Source organism: Desulfovibrio aminophilus DSM 12254 (assembly GCF_000422565.1).
Taxonomy (GTDB): domain Bacteria; phylum Desulfobacterota; class Desulfovibrionia; order Desulfovibrionales; family Desulfovibrionaceae; genus Aminidesulfovibrio; species Aminidesulfovibrio aminophilus.
The window spans coordinates 131,742-150,301 of sequence record NZ_KE383875.1 but is presented as its reverse complement, the minus strand read 5'-3'; the positions used below and the strand labels follow the sequence as shown (position 1 = coordinate 150,301).

16 protein-coding genes, 1 pseudogene and 1 riboswitch are annotated in these 18,560 nt (G+C 68.1%); of the genes and pseudogenes, 6 read left to right on the top strand and 11 right to left on the bottom strand.

Annotated features, from left to right (window positions below):
* Window positions 1-29: 29 nt before the first annotated feature.
* The 6 genes from selD to H587_RS0113145 form a co-directional block, all read right to left on the bottom strand.
* Window positions 30-1,079 carry a selenide, water dikinase SelD gene (selD, locus tag H587_RS0113170; protein WP_084630751.1) on the bottom strand — a complete coding sequence of 350 codons (1,050 nt, stop codon included), beginning with the start codon at window positions 1,077-1,079 and terminating at the stop codon, window positions 30-32.
* Window positions 1,080-1,336: 257 nt separating this feature from the next.
* Window positions 1,337-4,021 (bottom strand): cation-translocating P-type ATPase, encoded by a 2,685-nt coding sequence (locus H587_RS18675; protein WP_034609423.1) that lies wholly within the window; start codon window positions 4,019-4,021, stop codon window positions 1,337-1,339.
* 121 nt (window positions 4,022-4,142) lie between these two features.
* A complete protein-coding gene (locus H587_RS0113160; RefSeq protein WP_027176648.1) occupies window positions 4,143-4,349 on the bottom strand; it encodes a heavy-metal-associated domain-containing protein in 207 nt (68 codons plus the stop codon).
* Window positions 4,350-4,361: 12 nt separating this feature from the next.
* Window positions 4,362-6,839, bottom strand: coding sequence for a heavy metal translocating P-type ATPase (locus H587_RS0113155; RefSeq protein ID WP_084630750.1), 2,478 nt, complete (start codon window positions 6,837-6,839; stop codon window positions 4,362-4,364).
* Window positions 6,840-6,946: 107 nt separating this feature from the next.
* On the bottom strand, window positions 6,947-7,981 hold the full coding sequence (locus tag H587_RS0113150; protein WP_027176646.1) for an EF-hand domain-containing protein: 1,035 nt from the start codon (window positions 7,979-7,981) through the stop codon (window positions 6,947-6,949).
* A gap of 234 nt (window positions 7,982-8,215) precedes the next feature.
* Window positions 8,216-8,614, bottom strand: coding sequence for a hypothetical protein (locus H587_RS0113145; RefSeq protein ID WP_027176645.1), 399 nt, complete (start codon window positions 8,612-8,614; stop codon window positions 8,216-8,218).
* Between the two features lie 53 nt (window positions 8,615-8,667).
* Window positions 8,668-8,766: riboswitch (cyclic di-GMP riboswitch) on the bottom strand.
* Between the two features lie 129 nt (window positions 8,767-8,895).
* Between H587_RS0113145 and H587_RS0113140 the strand changes: the two genes are divergently transcribed.
* From H587_RS0113140 to H587_RS0113115, 6 genes are all read left to right on the top strand, one after another.
* Window positions 8,896-9,729: a sulfide/dihydroorotate dehydrogenase-like FAD/NAD-binding protein gene (locus tag H587_RS0113140; protein WP_027176644.1), complete on the top strand. Its 834-nt coding sequence runs from the start codon at window positions 8,896-8,898 to the stop codon at window positions 9,727-9,729.
* Window positions 9,726-11,162 carry an NADPH-dependent glutamate synthase gene (gltA, locus tag H587_RS0113135; RefSeq protein ID WP_027176643.1) on the top strand — a complete coding sequence of 479 codons (1,437 nt, stop codon included), beginning with the start codon at window positions 9,726-9,728 and terminating at the stop codon, window positions 11,160-11,162. Before H587_RS0113140 ends, gltA begins: the two co-directional genes overlap by 4 nt.
* Before the next feature lie 157 nt (window positions 11,163-11,319).
* Window positions 11,320-12,249: an ACP S-malonyltransferase gene (locus H587_RS0113130; protein WP_027176642.1), complete on the top strand. Its 930-nt coding sequence runs from the start codon at window positions 11,320-11,322 to the stop codon at window positions 12,247-12,249.
* The gene (locus H587_RS18670; RefSeq protein ID WP_245560888.1) at window positions 12,246-12,962 is read left to right on the top strand and encodes an AzlC family ABC transporter permease; all 717 of its coding nucleotides are present in this window, start codon (window positions 12,246-12,248) and stop codon (window positions 12,960-12,962) included. The genes H587_RS0113130 and H587_RS18670 overlap by 4 nt, the downstream gene beginning before the upstream one ends.
* Window positions 12,955-13,257, top strand: a complete 303-nt coding sequence (locus H587_RS0113120; RefSeq protein WP_027176641.1) for an AzlD family protein — start codon at window positions 12,955-12,957, stop codon at window positions 13,255-13,257. The genes H587_RS18670 and H587_RS0113120 overlap by 8 nt, the downstream gene beginning before the upstream one ends.
* 118 nt (window positions 13,258-13,375) lie before the next feature.
* Window positions 13,376-14,704 (top strand): tetratricopeptide repeat protein, encoded by a 1,329-nt coding sequence (locus H587_RS0113115; RefSeq protein ID WP_245560887.1) that lies wholly within the window; start codon window positions 13,376-13,378, stop codon window positions 14,702-14,704.
* Here the strand turns inward: H587_RS0113115 and H587_RS0113110 are convergent.
* The 5 genes and pseudogenes from H587_RS0113110 to H587_RS20665 form a co-directional block, all read right to left on the bottom strand.
* Window positions 14,701-16,086, bottom strand: coding sequence for a deoxyribodipyrimidine photo-lyase (locus tag H587_RS0113110; protein WP_245560886.1), 1,386 nt, complete (start codon window positions 16,084-16,086; stop codon window positions 14,701-14,703). The two genes, H587_RS0113115 and H587_RS0113110, sit on opposite strands and share 4 nt — an antisense overlap.
* 46 nt (window positions 16,087-16,132) lie before the next feature.
* Window positions 16,133-16,963 carry a class I SAM-dependent methyltransferase gene (locus tag H587_RS19805; protein WP_051202819.1) on the bottom strand — a complete coding sequence of 277 codons (831 nt, stop codon included), beginning with the start codon at window positions 16,961-16,963 and terminating at the stop codon, window positions 16,133-16,135.
* Between the two features lie 8 nt (window positions 16,964-16,971).
* Window positions 16,972-17,769, bottom strand: a complete 798-nt coding sequence (locus H587_RS0113100; protein WP_027176638.1) for a class II fructose-bisphosphate aldolase — start codon at window positions 17,767-17,769, stop codon at window positions 16,972-16,974.
* Between the two features lie 22 nt (window positions 17,770-17,791).
* Window positions 17,792-18,244: a tripartite tricarboxylate transporter TctB family protein gene (locus tag H587_RS0113095; RefSeq protein ID WP_027176637.1), complete on the bottom strand. Its 453-nt coding sequence runs from the start codon at window positions 18,242-18,244 to the stop codon at window positions 17,792-17,794.
* Window positions 18,237-18,560: pseudogene (locus H587_RS20665) on the bottom strand (tripartite tricarboxylate transporter permease); the annotation flags it as partial. The gene H587_RS0113095 and the pseudogene H587_RS20665, both read right to left, overlap by 8 nt.

Sequence of the window (18,560 nt, the reverse complement as noted above, 5' to 3'; positions counted from 1 at the left end):
GCGGGGTTTACGGCAAGCCTTTTCGGAACTCAGACGAGGCGCAGGGACGGACGACCTGCCTCGGCGGGCACGGCGCGGCCGACGACCACGGCCAGATCCCCGGCATCCAGAAGCATGGTCCGCGCCCGTTCCAGCCGGTCCTCGGGCACGCCCAGGAGCAGGCCGCCCGAGGTCTGGGCGTCGAAGATCAGGTCCGCCGACAGGGAGTCCAGGTCCGACGCGACCTCGGTGAACGGGGCGTAGTGCCTGCGGTTGCAGAGGCTGCCCGCGGGCATGAGGCCCATGCCCGCCAGTTCCCGCACGTGGTCCAGGAAGGGGGCGTCGGCCACGCGCAACTCCACGGCTAGGCGCGAGGAGCGGGCCATCTCCAGGGCGTGCCCGCCCAGGCCGAAGCCGGTGACGTCCGTGGCCGCGACGAGCCCCAGCTCTCGGATGACCCGGGCCCCGGCCGCGTTCAGCCGGGAGCACCAGCGCACGATGGTCCGTTCGAATTCGGCGCAGCCCTGCCAGTCGGCCTTGACCGCCGTGGCCAGCACGCCGATGCCCAGGGGCTTTGTCAGGACGAGCAGGTCGCCGGGCCGCAGGCCGCCCTTGACCGCCACACGCCCGGGATCCACGACGCCGGACACGGCCAGACCGAATTTCAGTTCGTCGTCGGTCACGCTGTGGCCTCCGGCCGGGGCCGCCCCGGCCTCCAGCACCGCGTCGCGGCCGCCGCGCAGGATGTCCTGGAGCACCCAGGAGGGCATCTTGCCCTGGGGGAAGCAGACGATGTTCATGGCCGACCATGGTTCGCCGCCCATGGCGTAGACGTCGGAGAGGGAGTTGGCCGCCGCGATGCGGCCGAATTCGTAGGGATCGTTCACCAGGGGCGTGAGGAAGTCCACGGTCTGGACCAGGGCCTTGCCCGGCGGGAACGAAAGGACGCAGGCGTCCTCATGCTCTCCTCCTGCTCCGGCGAGGATGCGTGGGTCAGGGCTCTTGGACAGCCCGGCGAGCGCTTCCTCCAGATCCCCGGGAGGAATCTTGGCGGCTCAACCCGCCGCGCGGACGCTGCGGACCAGATCGTACCTGGGCATCGGGGTTCCTTTTTTGTGCATGGTTTCCGGGCTGCAAGGGCGGACGGCGATGCAATCCGCAGCCACCTTATAGTTTTTTTGCGGGGATCGGTAGGGGTGTGAGGCGACCTGGCGGACCGGATTTCGGTTGGAAAAACGCCGGAACCGAGGCCTCGCTCTCTGCCGTATGGCCGTCTGCGTCTTGAACGGGCGATACGGCTCTGGCGCCGCCGGTCGCGGTTGCCGGGTCGCGCAGAGCGCATCCGAACCACCTCCCCCTAACTGCTTTTCATGATGCCGTATCTGCGCCGAAGCGCCTTGTCGATTTCCACCACGAATATCACGCTGGCGCTGACTGCCAGGACAAGCATCCAGTCCGGCAGCGAGAGAGGAGTGGTCCGGAAGACCCATTGCAGCGGCGGGGCGTATACCGCGGCGATCTGGGCCAGGGTCGCGAGAACCATGCTGCCGAAGAGCAGTGGATTGGAGAAGGCCGGAATGGAGAATACCGAACGGGTCTCGGAACGCGAGTTCCACGCCTGGAAGAACTGGAAGAAGACCATGGTGGTCATGGCCAGGGTCCTGGCCCTGTCCAGTTCCGCTCCGGCGGCCCGAGCGCCGAGATAGACGAGGATCACGCCCACCGAGATGACGATGCTCACCAGCACGGTGCGTTGCCAGAGCAGGGAACTCATCACCGGCTCCCTGGGAGGTCTCGGGGGGCGGTTCAGCGCGTCGGGGTCGCCGGGCTCGAAGGCCAGGGAAACATCCTGCAGGCCGTTCGTCACCAGGTTGATCCAGAGAATCTGGGCCGGGAGGTAGGGCATCGGGATGCCGAGCAGCACCGTGACCAGGATCGACCATATGGCCGCGATGCCCGTCGGTATCAGGAAGAAGACGGCCTTGCGCAGATTGTCGAAGACTACCCGTCCCTCGCCCACGGCGCGGTAGATGGAGGCGAAGTTGTCGTCGGCCAGGATCATGTCGGCGGCCTCCTTGGCCACGTCCGTTCCCGTCCGTCCCATGGCGATGCCGATGTGGGCGGCCTTGAGGGCCGGGGCGTCGTTGACTCCGTCTCCGGTCACGGCGACGATCTCGCCCCTGGCCTTGAGTCGTTCCACTATCCGGAGCTTGTGTTCCGGAGCGATGCGGGCGAATACCGCCGTATCGTTCAGGCGGAGGATCAGTTCGTCGTCGGCCATGACCGCCAGCTCCCGGCCCGTGAGCGCCTGGTCCCCCTCGCGGGCGATGCCCAGCTGCCGGGCCACGGCCAGGGCCGTGTCCGCGTGGTCGCCGGTGATCATCAGGACGCGTATGCCCGAACGCAGGCAGCCGGAAACAGCCTCCAGGGCTTCGGGGCGGGGCGGATCGATCATGCCCTGGAGCCCGAGAAAGGTCATGCCGCCGGTGACATCCTTCTCCGTCACCGTCAGGGTCTCCGGGGGCATGTCCTTCACGGCGAAGGCCAAAACGCGCAATCCTTCCCGGGCGAACTCCCCGGCGATGCGCGTCAGCGTCCCGCGGAGCGAGCCCGCCCGTGAGCATTCCGGACAAAGGTCCATGAGTCGGTCGAGCCCGCCTTTGACGAAAAGCGTCTTCCGGTTCCCCTGCAGATGCAGGGTCGCCATGTATCCTCGTTCGGACTCGAAGGGCAGCAGCGCCAGTTGGGGGTGAGCCGTCTGCTCGCCGTCCAGGGAGAGGCCTGCCTTGAGCGCGGAGACGATGAGCGCCCCTTCGGTCGGGTCGCCCCGGATCGTGTAGCGATCGTCCTCCATGATCAGGGATGATTCGTTGCACAGCAGGCCGACGCGCAGGAGGCGCAGGAGATCCTCCCGGTCGGAGTCCGGCCCGCTTTCAAATTGAAGCGCGCCCGCCGGATCGTATCCGGTGCCCTCCGCGACCCAGTGGCGGCTTCCGTCGAATATTTTCCGGACGGTCATTTCGTTCATAGTGAGCGTGCCGGTCTTGTCCGTGCAGATCACCGTGGCGCTGCCGAGGGTTTCGACGGCGGGGAGCTTGCGCACGATGGCCTTGGCCCGGGCCATGCGTCCGACGCCCACGGCCAGGGCGACGGTGACGACGATGGGCAGGCCTTCGGGCACGGCCGCCACGGCCGCGGCGACGGCGGTCATGAACATGTCGCGCAGGGATTCGCCCACGCCGATCCCCAGCATGAACAGCAGTGCCGAGGCCGCCATGACCACATAGCCGATGAGGTGGCCGAAGCGCGCGATCTTCTCCTGGATGGGAGCCCGCACGGTGCCGATGCCGCGGATATCCCCCGCGATGCCTCCGAGAACCGTCGACGCTCCCGTGCGCACGACGAGGCCTCGGGCCCTTCCCCCGCTGACGATAGTGCCCATGAAGGCCATGTTCCGCTGATCGCCCGGAGGCAGGTTCTCCTCCTCCAGCCGTTCAGGGTTCTTTTCCGCCGGGAGCGATTCCCCGGTCAGCATGGATTCGTCCACGCGCAGCTCGACGGTCTGCAGCAGGCGAAGATCCGCCGGGACGAGCACCCCGGAAACAAGGAGCACTACATCTCCAGGCACGAGGAGGGAGCCGTCGATCTCCATCTCACGGCCCCCGCGGACCACATGCACGCGGGGATTGACCATGCGCCGCAACGCCCGCACGCTTTGTTCCGCGCGGATCTCCTGGAAGAATCCGATGAGCCCGTTGATGACCAGGATGGCGATGATCACGCCGGAATCGATGACTTCCCCCATGGCGGCGGTCACTCCGGCGGCGATCAGCAGGATGAAGATGAGGGGATTCGCGACTTGTCCGAGCAGGATGGCGGCATAGTTGATTCCGTCCTGCTCGGCGAGGATGTTTGGTCCGTATGCGCCGAGCCGGGCCTCGGCTTCCTGTGGGGTCAGGCCCTCGATGGAACTGTCCAATGCCGTGAGGGTTTCATTGGCCTCAAGACGGTGCCAGAGTCGCTGGGGGGATGAGTTTTCCATGAAATGGAGAATAGCGGGATCAGGCGACTGTACGCAACAAAAACTGGAACGTGGTCGACAAAAAGCGACGGGGGCGCCTCGGCGCCCCCGTCAATGGTCCATTGATATCCGTTGACTTTGCTCAGCCGGCGACCTCGTACCCGGCCTTCTTGATCTTCGCGCTGATGGTGGCCGCGTCCACGGGATTGACCTCTTCGTAGGTCACTTCACCGGTGGCCAGGTTCACCTTCACATTCCTGATGCCCTCGGTGGTTTCCAGGGTTTTGGTCACGGCCCCGGCGCAATGGCCGCAGCTCATGCCTTTGACCACGATCTTCTTCTCTGCCATGCGTGCATCCTCCTATTGGTCCCCGGGGCGGAAAAACCGCAGCCGCAGGGCGTTGCTGACCACGAAAACCGAACTGAGCGCCATGGCCGTGCCCGCGATCATGGGCGAGAGCGTGGGACCGCCGAAGGCGTGCAGGACTCCGGCCGCCACCGGGATGCCCACGGTGTTGAAGGCGAAGGCCCAAAACAGGTTTTGGCGGATGTTGCGCAGGGTCGCCCGGCTCAGGCCCAGGGCGGTGAGCACGCCGCGCAGATCGCCGGTCATGAGCACAATGTCGCCGGATTCCACGGCGACGTCAATGCCCGAGCCCATGGCCACTCCCAAATCCGCGCGGGCCAGGGCCGGGGCGTCGTTGATGCCGTCTCCGGCCATGGCCGTGACCAGGCCCCGCTGTTGCAGCTTCTCGATCTCGGCGGCCTTGCGGTCGGGCAGGACCCCGGCCACCACCTCTTCGATGCCGGCCTCGCGGGCCACGGCTTGGGCCGTGATTTCGTCGTCGCCGGTGAGCATGACCACCGAGAAACCCAGGGCCTTGAGCCGAGCCACCACCTCGGGGGCTTCGTCCTTGAGTTTGTCGGCCACGGCCAGCACGGCGGCCGCCCGGCCATCCACGGCCAGATGCAGGGCCGTGCGGGCCTGCCCGGAAAAGCGCGTTGACAGAGAGTCCATCTCCGGCGGGATAGCGACCCCGGCCTCGGTGAGCAGAGCGCGGTTGCCCAGCAGGAGGCTGCGGCCCATCACCCGGGCGCGCACGCCCCGGCCCGTGACCGACTCGAAGGACTCCGGCTCGGAGAGGGCCGCGCCGCGCGTCTGGGCCGAGGCGGTCACGGCCTTGGCCAGGGGGTGCTCGGAGAGGCTTTCGGCCGAGCCCGCCAGGGTCAGGGCCTCGGCCTCGGAAATGCCGGCCTCGGGCAGGACTTCCAGGTCCGTGAGTTCGGGCTTGCCGTGGGTCAGGGTGCCGGTCTTGTCGAAGACCACGGCCGTGATCTCCCCGGCCTTCTGCAAGGCCCCGCCGCTCTTGATGAGCACGCCGAGCTGCGCGCCCCGGCCCGTGCCGACCATGATCGAGGTGGGCACGGCCAGGCCCATGGCGCAGGGGCAGGCGATGACCATGACGGCCACGAAGACGCGCAGGGAGAAATCGAATCCGGCCCCGGAGAGGTGCCAGCCGAGGAAGGCCAGGGCGGCCACGGCCATGACCGCGGGCACGAAATAGTAGGACACGCGGTCGGCCAGGTTGGCGATGGGGGCCTTGGAGCCCTGGGCCTCCTGCACGAGGCGCACGATGCGGGCCAGCATGGTGTCCTGGCCCACGCGCTCGGCGCGCAGGGTGAGCGCGCCGGTGGTGTTCAGGGTGCCGCCCACCACGGCGTCGCCCTCGGCCCGGGCCGCGGGCAGGGGCTCGCCGGTGAGCATGGATTCGTCGATGCGCGTGGAGCCCTTGAGAATGCGGGCGTCCACGGGGATGCGTTCGCCGGGCTTGACCACGAGTTCGTCGCCGGGCTCCAGCTCGTCCACCGGCACTTCCACCTGCGCGCCGTCCCGCAGCAGGGTGGCCGTGCGTGGGGCCAGGTCCATGAGCGCGCGCACCGCGTCGGTGGTCTTCAGCTTGGAGCGGGCCTCCAGGTACTTGCCCAGGGAGATGAGCGTGACGAGCACGGCCGCGGACTCGAAATAGAGGTCGTGGGCCAGCTCGTGGCGGCCCAGGGCGATCTCCAGGGTGTTCCAGAGGCTGTAGAGAAAGGCCGCCCCGGTGCCCAGGGCCACCAGGGAGTCCATGTTCGGGGCCCGGCGGAGCAGGGCCGGGATGCCGAAGCGGTAGAAGTTGCGGCCGATCCAGAGCACCGGCGCGGTGAGCGCGGCCTGGACCAGGGCGAAGGTCAGGGGCGCGCTGTCCGGGGCCAGGAAGGCGGGCAGCGTCAGGCCCATCATGTGGCCCATGGAGAGGAGGAACACGGGCAGGGCCAGGGCGAAGGCCGGAATCAGGGCCCGGCCCTGGGCGCGCACCCGTTCGAGGGTTTCCTGGCGGTGCTTCTCGAAGTCCGAGGTTCCGGCCAGGGCCTCCGTGCCGTAACCCGCTTCGCGGATGGCCTCGCGGATGGCCCGAGGGCCGATGGACGCCGGATCGTAGAGGATGCCCGCGGTTTCGGCTGCGAGATTGACCTGGGCCGAGGTCACGCCCGGCAGGGCGGCCACGGTCCGCTCCACGCGGGCCGAACAGGCCGCGCAGTGCATACCCGTGACCCGCAGGTCGAGGCGGCTCTCGGACGGGGCGAATTCCAGCCCGTAGCCCATGTCCTCCACGGCGGCCTTGATGTCCTCGGGCCGAAGCGCGGCGGGATCCCAGCTCACATCCAGGCTCTCGGCGGCCAGGTTGACCTGGGCCGAGGCCACGCCGGGCAGGGCGGCGACCCCCCGCTCCACGCGGGCCGAGCAGGCCGCGCAATGCATTCCCGTGACGCGGGCGTGTTGTTTTTGCGTCGTGTCCATCGTGTCTGGATAAGACTCGGTTCGGGAAGTGTCAATGAAAACGATTTTCGCTCTCAATAGAGAACGAAAAAAAGGGGGCCGAAGCCCCCCGTGTTTCGCGGCGATGTTCAGGCCGTGGCTGCCAGCCCGCTGCCGATGGTGTCCCCGAAGATGGAGTATATGGTCGAGTCGGCCTGCTCCTTGTAGGCTGAGAGGGCCTTCAGGAAGAGGTTGCCGGACAGCGAGGCGGACCCGCCCGCCTGGGCGTTGCCGTGCTTCTCCATCCAGGCCAGGAACTCCTCCATGCTGACCGTTCCGTCGCCGTTGGTGTCCATCTCGTCCGTGGACGAGGAGGACGAACCGCCGGAGCCGCCGGAGCCGGATGCCGCGTCGGTCGAAGCCGTGGTGGTTTCTCCGGAATCGGCGGTCTGGGTGGGCGCGCCCATCTGGGCGGCCATCTCCTCGCGCCGGCTCTTGAGCCCGGCCACCAGCTCCTCCGCGCTCACCTGGCCGTCGCCGTTGGTGTCGAAGGCCGAGATGGAGGTGTCGGAGCCCAGTTCGCCGGTGCTCAGGGAGCCGTCGTCGTCGGCGTCCAGTTCGCCCATGATGCGCTGGGCCAGGTCGTTGTCGCCCTGCTCCATCATGGTCTCGTGGTCGGCCTTGAGTCCGGCCTGGATCTCGCTGGAGGAGAGCAGGCCGTCGCCGTCGGTGTCGTAGGCCGCCAATTCTTCAGCGCTCAGGCCCGTCTCTTCGGCGGAGAGGGAGGCGTCGCCGTCGCTGTCGTACTGGTCCAGCATGTCGGAGGCCATCCGGGCCTCGGGGCCGTCGCCGTTCTGGCCCATGCCGCTCTGGATGCGGCCCAGGAAGGCGTTGCGGTTCATCTCGCCCTCGGCGGCCTGCCCCGCGGCCTCCTTGCGCTGCTGCTTGAGTCCCTCCTGGAACTCCGCCGGAGAGACCACGCCGTCCTTGTTGGTGTCGAAGCGGTCGAACATCTCCTGGCTGCAACGCATTTCGTCGATGGACAAGCCGCCGCTGCCGTCCGTGTCCTTTTCCTTGAACAACCGGCCCGCCTGGTCGGCGTCCGATTTGTCCATGTGGGCGGATTGGGCGAGTGAGAGCAGGCTCGTGATCTCGCTTCCGCCGCAGATGCTTGAGAGCGCCATGCACGTTTCCTTCTGCTGCCCCCGCGCGGGAGGAGCGCGGAGGGTCGTCAGGATGCAATTCAAGGAATCGCCGAAAGGGACGTTGGGGGCGCGGCCCCTGGCCGCGGGAAGGGATCAATGCATGGCAGCCTCCATCGTCTCCCCTCCCGAGGGATCCGAAGGTGGCCTTCTGGCACAGGGACGCTGACGGCATGAAGAAAATTACATGTGTTCCTCCTCGGAAACACCGCTCGCTCAAACCACGACGCTGAGCATGGAGACACCGGCCGACGTTCCGTCGGAGGCCTGGGCGGCATAGGCGGCCAAGCCCTGGCGGCGGAGCGAGGGGCCGCTCCGGCTGCCGGGCGTGGTCTCCGTGATTCCCCCTTGGACGAGCAGGGCCTCGTACAGTCCGTCGGCCTCCATGGCTCCCTGGAAGGCGCGTCGCGCACGGGTCTGTCCCGGATCGGGGGCACTCTGCAGGGAGACGTCGGCGGACTCGTAGGAAACCCCCAGGGAACCCAGGGAAAATCCCAGCGAACGGGCCGTGATCGTGGCGCCGCGCAGGGCGTCGGACAGGACGGAGTCCCGTCGTTCGACGGCCTGATACTGACGCAGGGCCTGGCCGGCGGCGCCGCCGACTGCTGGGGTCACGGGTTGCTCCTTCTCGTTGGCCTCAGGACGCAAAAAAGGCCGGACGCGCCTCTCTCGGCAGCCCGGCCGTCCCCGCGACGAAACCGTCGCGCTCATTCCTGAAGGACCCGTGGTTTTCCGCCTCCCATCCGTGGGAGTTGGCTTTTCGGGGATCATGGCGATCCTGTACCTGTTGTTTATAAAGGCCTTTCGGCTTTTTGACAAGAGCCCGGCGGCGGGAGTATCTTTCCGCACCCCGAGCCGCGTTCGGCCGGGCAGTTCAGCCAAACGAGGGGAGCCGCATGCCCTACCGCATCGTCAAGAGGAAGGATCTCATTCCGGGACAGACCGTGCTCATGGTCGTGGACGCGCCCATGATCGCCGCAAAGGCCCGGCCCGGAAACTTCGTCATCCTGCGCGTCAACGACCACGGCGAACGGATTCCGCTGACCATCGCGGACCGCGACCCGGCCGCCGGGACCATCACCATCGTCTTTCTCGTGGTCGGCAAGTCCACGGCCCTGCTGGCCACCCTTCAGGAAGGCCAGAACATCCTGGACGTCTGCGGCCCCCTGGGACGGCCCACGCACATCGAGAAGCGCAAGGCCGTGATCTGCGTGGGCGGCGGCACGGGCATCGCGGCCATGCACCACATCGCCAAGGGCCACCACGAGGCGGGCAACCGGGTGGTGGCGGTCATCGGCGCCCGCAACAAGGATCTGCTCCTGTTCTGCGACGAACTCGGCTCCTTCTGCCCCGAGGTGCTCATCGCCACGGACGACGGCAGCCGGGGCCACAAGGGCTTCGTCACCGAGGTTCTCCAGAAGCGCCTGGAGGAGGACAAGGACATCGAGGAGGTCGTGGCCATCGGCCCGGTGCCCATGATGGAGGCCGTGGCCAAGGTCACCAAGCCCTTCGGGGTCAAGACCACGGTGAGCCTGAACTCCATCATGGTGGACGGCATCGGCATGTGCGGCGCCTGCCGCTGCACGGTGGACGGCCACGTGCGCTTCGCCTGCGTGGACGGCCCGGAGTTCGACGGCCACGCCGTGGACTTCCAGGAGCTGCGGATGCGCCTCGGTCAGTTCCGCTGCGAGGAGAAACAGTCCTTCGACCAATTCAAGGCCCGCTCATGAACGAGAAGACCAAGACCCCCAAGAAGCCCAAGACCCCGCGCACGCCCATGCCCGAGCAGCCGCCGTTCGTGCGGGCCCGGAACTTTCTGGAAGTGACCCTGGGCTACACGGCCGAGCTGGCCGCCCTGGAGGCGTCCCGCTGCCTGCAATGCAAGACCCCGCTCTGCCGCAAGGGCTGCCCCGTGGAGATCGACATCCCGGGCTTCATCGCCCGGCTGCGGGCGGGCGATCGCGACGGGGCCTACCGGGTTCTGCGCCAGACTAACTCCCTGCCAGCCGTCTGCGGCCGCGTCTGCCCCCAGGAAGTCCAGTGCGAGGGTTCCTGCATTTTGGGCAAGAAGGGCGAGCCCGTGGCCATCGGCCGCCTGGAGCGCTACGTGGCCGACTCCTTCGCCGCCGAGAACGGCTGCATGCAGCTCACCGGCGAGACCACCTGCGCGCTGCCCCGGGAGATACGCGTGGCCTGCATCGGCTCCGGCCCCTCCAGCCTGACCGTGGCGGGCTATCTCTCCGCCCTGGGCGTGAAGGTCACGGTCTACGAGGCCCTGCACGAGCTGGGCGGCGTGCTCATCTACGGCATCCCGGAGTTCCGGCTGCCCAAGGACGTGGTGCGCCGCGAGGTGGACGCCATGCGCGCGCTGGACGTGGAGTTCAAGACCAACTGGGTGGGCGGCAAGACCATTCTGGTGCGCGAACTCCTGGACCAGGGCTTCGACGCGGTGTTCATCGGGGTGGGCGCTGGCCTGCCCCGGTTCATGGACATCCCCGGCGAGAGCCTCATCGGGGTCTACTCGGCCAACGAATACCTGACCCGCGTGAACCTTGGACGGGCCTACGCCTTCCCCGAGTACGACACCCCGGTGACCCGGGGCGCGCACGTGGCGGTGTTCGGCGGCGGCAACGTGGCCATGGACGCCGCGCGCACGGCCCTGCGCCTGGGCGCGGAGAGCGTGCATATCGTCTACCGCCGGACCAAGGGCGAGATGCCCGCCCGACGCGAGGAGCTGGAGCACGCCCTGGAAGAGGGCGTGAAGCTGGAGATCCTGGCCAATCCCCTGCGCTACAACGGCGACGAGAACCGCCGCCTGGTGAGCGTGACCCTGGAGCGCCAGAAGCTCGGCGAACCCGACGCCTCGGGCCGCCGCAGCCCCGCGCCCACGGGCGAGACCTTCGACCTGCCCATCGACACGGCGATCATCGCCATCGGCACGCGGCCCAACCCGATCCTCTTGGAGTCCACGCCGGAGCTGAAGCTCTCCAAGCGCGGCTACATCGAGGTGGATCCCGAGACCGGCGAGACCTCCATCCCCGGCGTATACGCGGGCGGCGACATCGTCACCGGCGCGGCCACGGTCATTTCGGCCATGGGCGCGGGACGCCGCGCGGCCCGGAGCATCGCCAGGAAGTTCATCGGGGAGGACGCCGCCCGCTGAGGAGGCTGTCCGGGCCGCCAGGCCGCATGTCCAGAATCCGGAGTCCGCGTACGGATCGGTGTCGTCCGTCCGTGTGCTTCCGACTGTTCGATGAAAAGGCGGCCGCGTCCGCGCGGACGCCGCATCAACCCCCGCCGCGCGCGGAGGAGAATCCCGCATGAGTGATCTGTGCGTTCTGTTCCCCGGCCAGGGCTCCCAGGAAAAAGGCATGGGCCGCGGCCTGGCTGAGGCCCGCGACGAGGCCCGCGACCTTTGGATCCTGGCCGAGAGAGAGTCCGGCCTGCCCCTGCGCGGCATCTACTGGGACGGCGAGGAGGCCGACATGGCCGAGACCTCGGCCCTGCAGCCCGCGCTCACAGTGGTCAACCTGAGCATCTGGCTGGCCGCGCGCGGCCGTCTGCGTCCCGCCGCCGCCGCCGGGCACAGCCTGGGCGAGTTCGCGGCCCTGGCCGCCGCCGGGATACTCTCCGTGGAGGACGTGGTGCGCGCCGTGGTCCTGCGCGGCAAGCTCATGTCCCAGGCCGGGGCCGAGGGCCACGGCATGGCCGCCGTGGTCAAGCTGCCCCAGGCCGAGGTGGAGGCCGTGACGGCCCAGGCCCTGGCGGACACCGGACGGGAGTTGCGCATCGCCAACTACAATTCCCCGGCCCAGTTCGTGCTCTCCGGCGAGAAACCCGCCCTGGACCGCGCCGCCGAGCTGGTCAAGGAGCGCAAGGGGCGGGCCATTCCCCTGGCCGTGTCCGGGGCCTTCCACAGTCCGCTCATGGCCGAGGCGGCCGCCGCCTTCGCCAAGCTTCTGGACAAACTCCACTGGCGCGCGCCGGAGTTGGCCGTGTACCACAACGCCACCGCCCGGCCCGAGCCCTCGGCCGCAGGCGCGAAGAAGGCCGTGACCGCCCAGATGACCTCCTCCGTGCTCTGGGTCCAGACCATGAACAATCTCAAGGACGCGGGCTGCCGCCGTTTCCTGGAGCTGGGGCCCAAGGGCGTGCTCTCCAAACTGGCCAAGGCCAACCTGGAGGGCGTTGAGGGCCTGGAAATCGGCGCGGCGGCGACCCTGGCCGAGGTCGAGGCCCTTCCGGGGTGAGCGCGGGCGGCCTGCGCTTCGATCGAGCCGGACTGCTGGAGGGCGCGCGCGCGAGCTGGCCCGTGGCCCTGGGGGTGTTCACCTATGGGCTGGTCTTCGGGGCTCTGGCCCGGCAGGCCGGGCTGGGAGCCGCCGGGGCCTTGTGCATGAGCGGCTTCGTCTTCGCCGGGGCCAGCCAGTTCGTGGCCCTGGACCTCTGGGGCCCGAATCTGCCTTTCGCCGGACTCTTCATCACCACTCTGGCCGTGAATCTGCGCCATGTGCTCATGGGCGCGGCCCTGGGGCCCTGGTTCTCCCGGCTGACGCCGCTGCAGGCCTATGGCTCCCTGTTCTTCCTCTGCGACGAGTCCTGGGCCCTGACGCTGGCGCGCTATGCCCGGGGCGGAGCCGTGAACGGGGCCTATCTCCTGGGCAGCGGCCTGATCGTGTACGCGGCTTGGCTGGCCGCGACCCTGCTGGGCCGGGTGGCCGTGGCCGGACTGGGCGACCCGGCGCGCTACGGCCTGGACTTCGCCTTCACGGCCGTGTTTCTGGCCCTGCTCACCGGCCTGCGCCGGGGCCGGGGCGACATCCTGCCCTGGGGTTTGGCGGCCCTGGTCTCGGTACTGGCGGCCAAGGCCCTGCCGGGCAAGTGGCATATTCTGGCCGGGGCCCTGGCCGGGAGTCTTGCCGCGGCGCTCATGCGGCGGGACGGGGACCGCTCCCGTGCCTGAAGGCTGGCAGACCGCCCTGGCCGTGACCGGAATGGCCCTGGTCACCTATCTGACCCGCGCCGCCGGGCTCTTCCTCGTCAACCGTCTGCGGCTCACCGGCCGGGCCGGGGCCTTCCTCCAGGCCATTCCGGGGACGGTTCTGGTGGCCATTCTCGCGCCGTCGATCCTGGGCGGAGGACTCCCGGAATGGGTCGCCACCGCGGCCACCGTGGCCGTTGCCGCGCGTTTCGCCAATTTGCCGTTGTCCCTGGTCACGGGTGTCGGCCTTGTCTGGCTTCTGCGAGTCATCGCCTGAACGATACATGTCAAGCCGGTCTTTTCCAGACATCCGAATTCGGATATGATCCGGTCCTCGGCGGGGGAGACCCTTGTCGTCCATATCTTTTTTTGGGGGGCTCGCGATGAATACCGGCGTGTACGACAGAATCGTCTTTGAGTTTTTGGACAAGACCGAGAACGTGCTCTTGCTGGTCTCCGAGGATCCCCTCTTCGTCAAGGTTCTGCGCATGGCCATCAACAAGACCGTGGGCGTGAAGCGCGACTGCGTACATGTCTTTTCCGACCTGCCCGCGGCCTCCAAGTCCATCCGGGAATACGGCGCGCGCAAGGTGCCGGCGATCCTCCTGGTGGAGCGGCTGGTCAAGGGCCGTCCCAGCACGGAATTCATCGTCAACGTCAAGAATCTCTTCCCGGACCAGAAAGTCATCGTGCTCGTCAGCGAGACGCGCAAGGAGAACATCGCCTACTTCTACGAACTGGGCGTGAACAACGTCATCGCCAAGCCCGCCTCCATGAACAACGTCATCGAGAAGCTGGCCTTCACCATCAAGCCCCAGGGCAAGCTCTCCGAACTCATGGACGTGGGCAAGGACTTCCTGAACAAGGGCGACCTCAAGCAGGTGCTCAAACTGGCCGAGAAGATCCTCGCGCTCAAGCCGGGCAGCCCGGCCGGACTCATGCTCAAGGGCGACGCCTATCTGGAGATGGGCCGCCGCGAGGACGCCATCGAGGCCTACCTGGAGGCCCACAAGAGTTCCACGCTCTACCTGGAGCCGCTCAAGCGCCTGGCCAACGTCTACAAGGACCATGACCAGGAGCTGTACCTGGAGTACCTCAAGAAGCTGGATCGGCTTTCCCCCCTGCACACCGAGCGCAAGTGCGAGATCGGCAAGGTCCACGCGGGCAAGGGCGAGTTCAGCACGGCCGAGAAGTACTTCGACCAGGCCATCGACGCCGCCACCCAGGAGGCCATGAGCATCATCGGCGTCATCGCCGAGAACATCGCCAACGCCGTGGGCGACACCTCCCCCGAGCTGGCCGAAAAGTACCTGGCGAAGATGATCGAGTCCAAGGGCAAGAACCTGACCCGCGAGGATCTGATCTACTTCAACCGGCTCGGCATCGCCCTGCGCCGCCAGGGCAAGTGGCGGGAGGCCATCGCCAACTACGAAAAGGCCCAGTCCGTGGCCCCGGACGACGAGGGCTTGCACTACAACATCGCCCTGGCCTACCTCGACGGAGAGAAGAAGCGCGAGGCCATGCTGGCTCTGCGCAAGGCCCTGGAGATCAACCCCCGTTTTCACTTGCGCAGCGCCAACGTCTCCTTCAACCTGGGCAAGGTCTTCAGCGAGTGCGGCGACGCCCGCACCGCAGTGGAATATCTGGAAAACGCCGTCAAACTGGACCCGGAGCACGCAGAGGCCGTCGCGCTTCTGGAGCGTTGCCGGACCCGCTCCCGCTAGTCCCCGGTCCAGGCGCCCATGCTTCGGGCGAAGGCCCGCACGTCGAACTTTCCGCGCGCTCCCCGAAAGGTCATGCAGCGCACCGTGCCGAACACCGGCCGTTCGCCCCAGGGTCGGTCGTGGACCCCGCCCAGGCTCCAGGCGATGCCCGTGTAGCCGTTGGGGTCGCGGCCGTCCAGGAGCCAACGGTCGTTGAGCCGGATGGCCGTCTCCAGGGCCGCCTCCGGCGAGGCCGACCATTCCAGGATTTTCTTGGCCCAGTACATGCGCAGCCAGCCATGCATGTGCCCGGAGCGGACCATCTGGAGCTGGGCCGCGTTCCAGAGCGGATCGTTCGTTCGCCCATCCTCCAAGTCGGTCGGTGAATAGATCGCCGGGCGCGTGTCCGCGCGGTGCTTGTCCAGGGTCGCGCGGGCCCAGGCAGGAAACCCCTCCACCGAATCGTAGCGCGGTTCGTGGAAGCAGAAATTGTCCGCCAGTTCCCGGCGCACGACCAATTCCTCCAGGAACACGTCCCGGGCCTCGGCCGGAACCGCCGCGCGCGACACGGCCAGGGCCGCGCGCAGGGATGAGAGCTGGCCGAAGTGCAGGTAGGGCGAGAGCAGGGACACGGCCCCCTTGTTGGGGTCGTTCTTCTCCTTGTGATAGCGGGCCAGCCGTTCGGCCAGGAAGGAACGGAGCGCCTCGGCCGCAGCGGTCTCGCCCGGAACGATCCAGTCCGCCTCGGGCACGGAGGCGTCCGGCCTGAGCGCCGCCAGGGTAGTGTCCCAATCCACGGCCGGAGCGGCTCCGGGCCAGGGCCGGGGATGCGCGGCCAGTGGCCGGGGCTCCTCCAGAAAATCGGGCAGGAGCCGGTGGATTTTTGGCCGCAGGGTGCGCGCGGCCCATTCCTTCTTGTCCGAGGCCAGCAGGCAGGGCGCCACGTTGCGCGAATCCACTTCCCAGATGTCGGCGTCCAGGTCGCGGGCCACCGCTTCGACCCAGGCCCGTTTGTGGCGCAGGGGGTCGAAGTCCGTGACCAGGGCCGAGAGGCCCGCCTCGCGGGCCAGGCGGACGATCTCGGCGGGCGGGGAGCCCAGGCGGGAGAGCAAGGGGATGTTCTTCGCCCGCAGCCGGGCCTCGGTTTCGCGCAGGCCTTTGAGCAGAAAGGCGAAGGAACGCAGGGTGGCCGAGGGATAGGCCGGGTCCAGGCAGTGGACCGCGGCCAAGGCCTCGCCGCGTTCGGCGGCCAGGTCCTGGGCCAGGAGCAGACCCCAGTTGTCCTCGGCGCGGTGCTCGCGGTGCATCCAGTAAAGTACGGGGCCCGGGCGGTCAGATCCCCGGCGCAGGAGACGGGCCCGGCTCATGGGAGCGGAGAGGGTATGGCGGTCGGAGGAGGTCATGCCCAGAGCATACCGCCTGCGGGGTGTCGTGGTCCAGGCCCGGAACTCAGCGGCGGCGGCCCCAGTGGGCCGTGAGGTTGCCGCCCAGTCGTTCATAGCGCCGCAGGGATTCCTCAAGAACGGCGGCCAGCCGCCCACTCTCCTGGTCCCGGCGCAGCTGGTCACGGCCCTCGGCGATGGCCTCCTCGCCGAGGAAGGCGAATTCCGAGAAGAGGGTCAGGAAGGCGTCGTCCAGGGCCAGCTCGGGCCGGAACAGGGGCCGCGCCAGATGGTCGTGGAAGGGCTTGAGCCCCTGCAACGGCACCCCGGCCTCGCCCATCCAGCGCTGGATGTCGCGGGAGCGGGGCCGGATCGCGCGCTTGTACTTGAGGGCCGCCGGGAAATAACGGCTCCAGAGCGGATCGGCCTCCTCCTGGCGGATGTCGCTTTGTATGACCACGAGGATGCCGCCCCTGCGCAACACTCGCGCAGCCTCGGCCAGGGCCGCCCGCCGCGCGGACAGACGCAGGGCCGGACTGGGTTCCAGGGCGTGGCAGCGGTGCAGGGAGTGGACGCAGACCACGGCGTCGAAACTGGCCGGGGGAAAGGGCAGGTGGGCCATGTCGGCCTGGGCGAGGGGCACGGGCAGGCCGGAGAGGGCGGCCGTGGCCCGGCGCAGCATGGAGGCGGATGGATCGATCCCGGCCAGATCCAGCTCCAGGAACGGCCAAGCCGCCAGTTCCCGCAACAGGGCGCCGGCGCCGCAGCCGTCGTCCAGCAGGGAGGCGACGGAATCGGGGCGTCCCAGGCGCAGCAGCCCGGAAAGCAGGGAAAGGACGGCCGGACCGGCCCTGCGGCAGCGGTCCCAGGCGCAGCGTCGGTCGGTGATCGTATGCATTTCCGGGATCAGGACGCTCCAGCCCGCCCGGAGGAGCCGAGCAGGCGCAGACGGTTGCGGACACAGCTGGTGAGCGCATCCACCCCGCTTTCCAGGGCGGCGAGGCTGCACCCCTGCCCGGAGTCCATATCCCGGCACACGGCCTGGGTAAAGACCGAAAACAGCTCCGTATGCACATTGACCTTGCGGATGCCCGCGCGCACGGCCTGCTTCAGGCCGGCCTCGCCCAGGACGCTGCCGTTGTGCAGAACCAGGGGCACGGGCAGCTCCCGGACCAGCTCCCGCACCAACGGCTCCCAGGCCGGTCCGCGCGGGGACAGGGTGACGGCCAGGCTGTCCACCTCGGTCTCCCGGACGAAGCGTCGGAACACCGCGATGTCCTCCGGGCCGTTCAGGACACCGACCTCACCCTCGATGACCCCCCCTCCTTCGTGGACCAGATGGGCGGCCTTCTGGGTCAGGTCGATGTTTTCCTCCAGAGGCAGGGCCGACCCGTCGAACATGAGCGAGTCGAGCCCCGCGTCCAGAGCTGCGAGGAGGAAATCAAACCGTTTGGCGTGATTCAGGTGGACGGCGATGGGCACGGAGGCCCGGCCCGCGGCGTGCAGCGCCGCAGCGGCCAGGGCCTCCAGCCCGCGTCGGGAGGAGTCCTCGGCGTCCAGGGAAAGGATCGCCGGGGCGGCTTCGATTTCGGCCGCGTCCGTCACGGCCCGGATGAACTCCAGGTTGTAGACGGCGAAGCAGCCCACGGCCCAGCCGTCGGAAGGGTGCTTGCCCAACAGGCTCATGACGTTGGCGCGCGGCATGCGGTTCTGTTCCCCCGTGATCCTAGAAGAGGGCGCCCGAGGGCGTGGGCACCTGAAGGATCTGCAGGAAGACCAGCCAGATGAGCCCGACCAGTCCGCCGGAGAAGGCCAGGGCCTGGACCATGCCCTTCCTGCCCTTGCCCTTTTCGGCCAGGATCATGGCCAGGACGAAGAGGAAGACCACCGAGGTCACATAGAAGCCGACCAGGGGGATGAGCAGGACGTAGATCACCGAGGCCGCAGTGATGAGCACCACCCGGTTCCAGGCGATGAACTCCTTTTCGCAGGCGGCCTCCTTGCGGGCCAGCCGGATGCCGTTGAAAACCAAGGCCAGACCGCCGAGGCCGAGGAAGACCTCCAGGCCGGTGGGGAACACGCGGCTGATGCCCGTGAGGTCGCGTCCGGCGAACCAGAAGGCCGCGGCCACGACCAGGAACCCCAGGCCGGAGACGATGTCGGAAAAAGACCTACGCATGGGAACCTCCTTCGCTGTCACTCTGATTGGCGTAACGTTTGCGCTTCATTTCCAGGATGTAGGGAGTGGCCACGGAGAGCGCCGTGAACACGATGAGGATGATGGAGATGGGACTGGTGAAGAAGACGCTCCACAGCGACCCCTCGGCCTTGGAGAGGTGGAAGCACTTGCCGAGGTTCTCCTCGATCATGGGGCCGAGGATGATGCCCAGGGCCATGGCCCCGGTGTCCAGGCCGACCAAGCCTCCGAAGTAGGCGATGAGGCCGAAGCCGAGCACGACCCAGACGTCGAGCATGCTGTTGCGGATGGCGTAGGA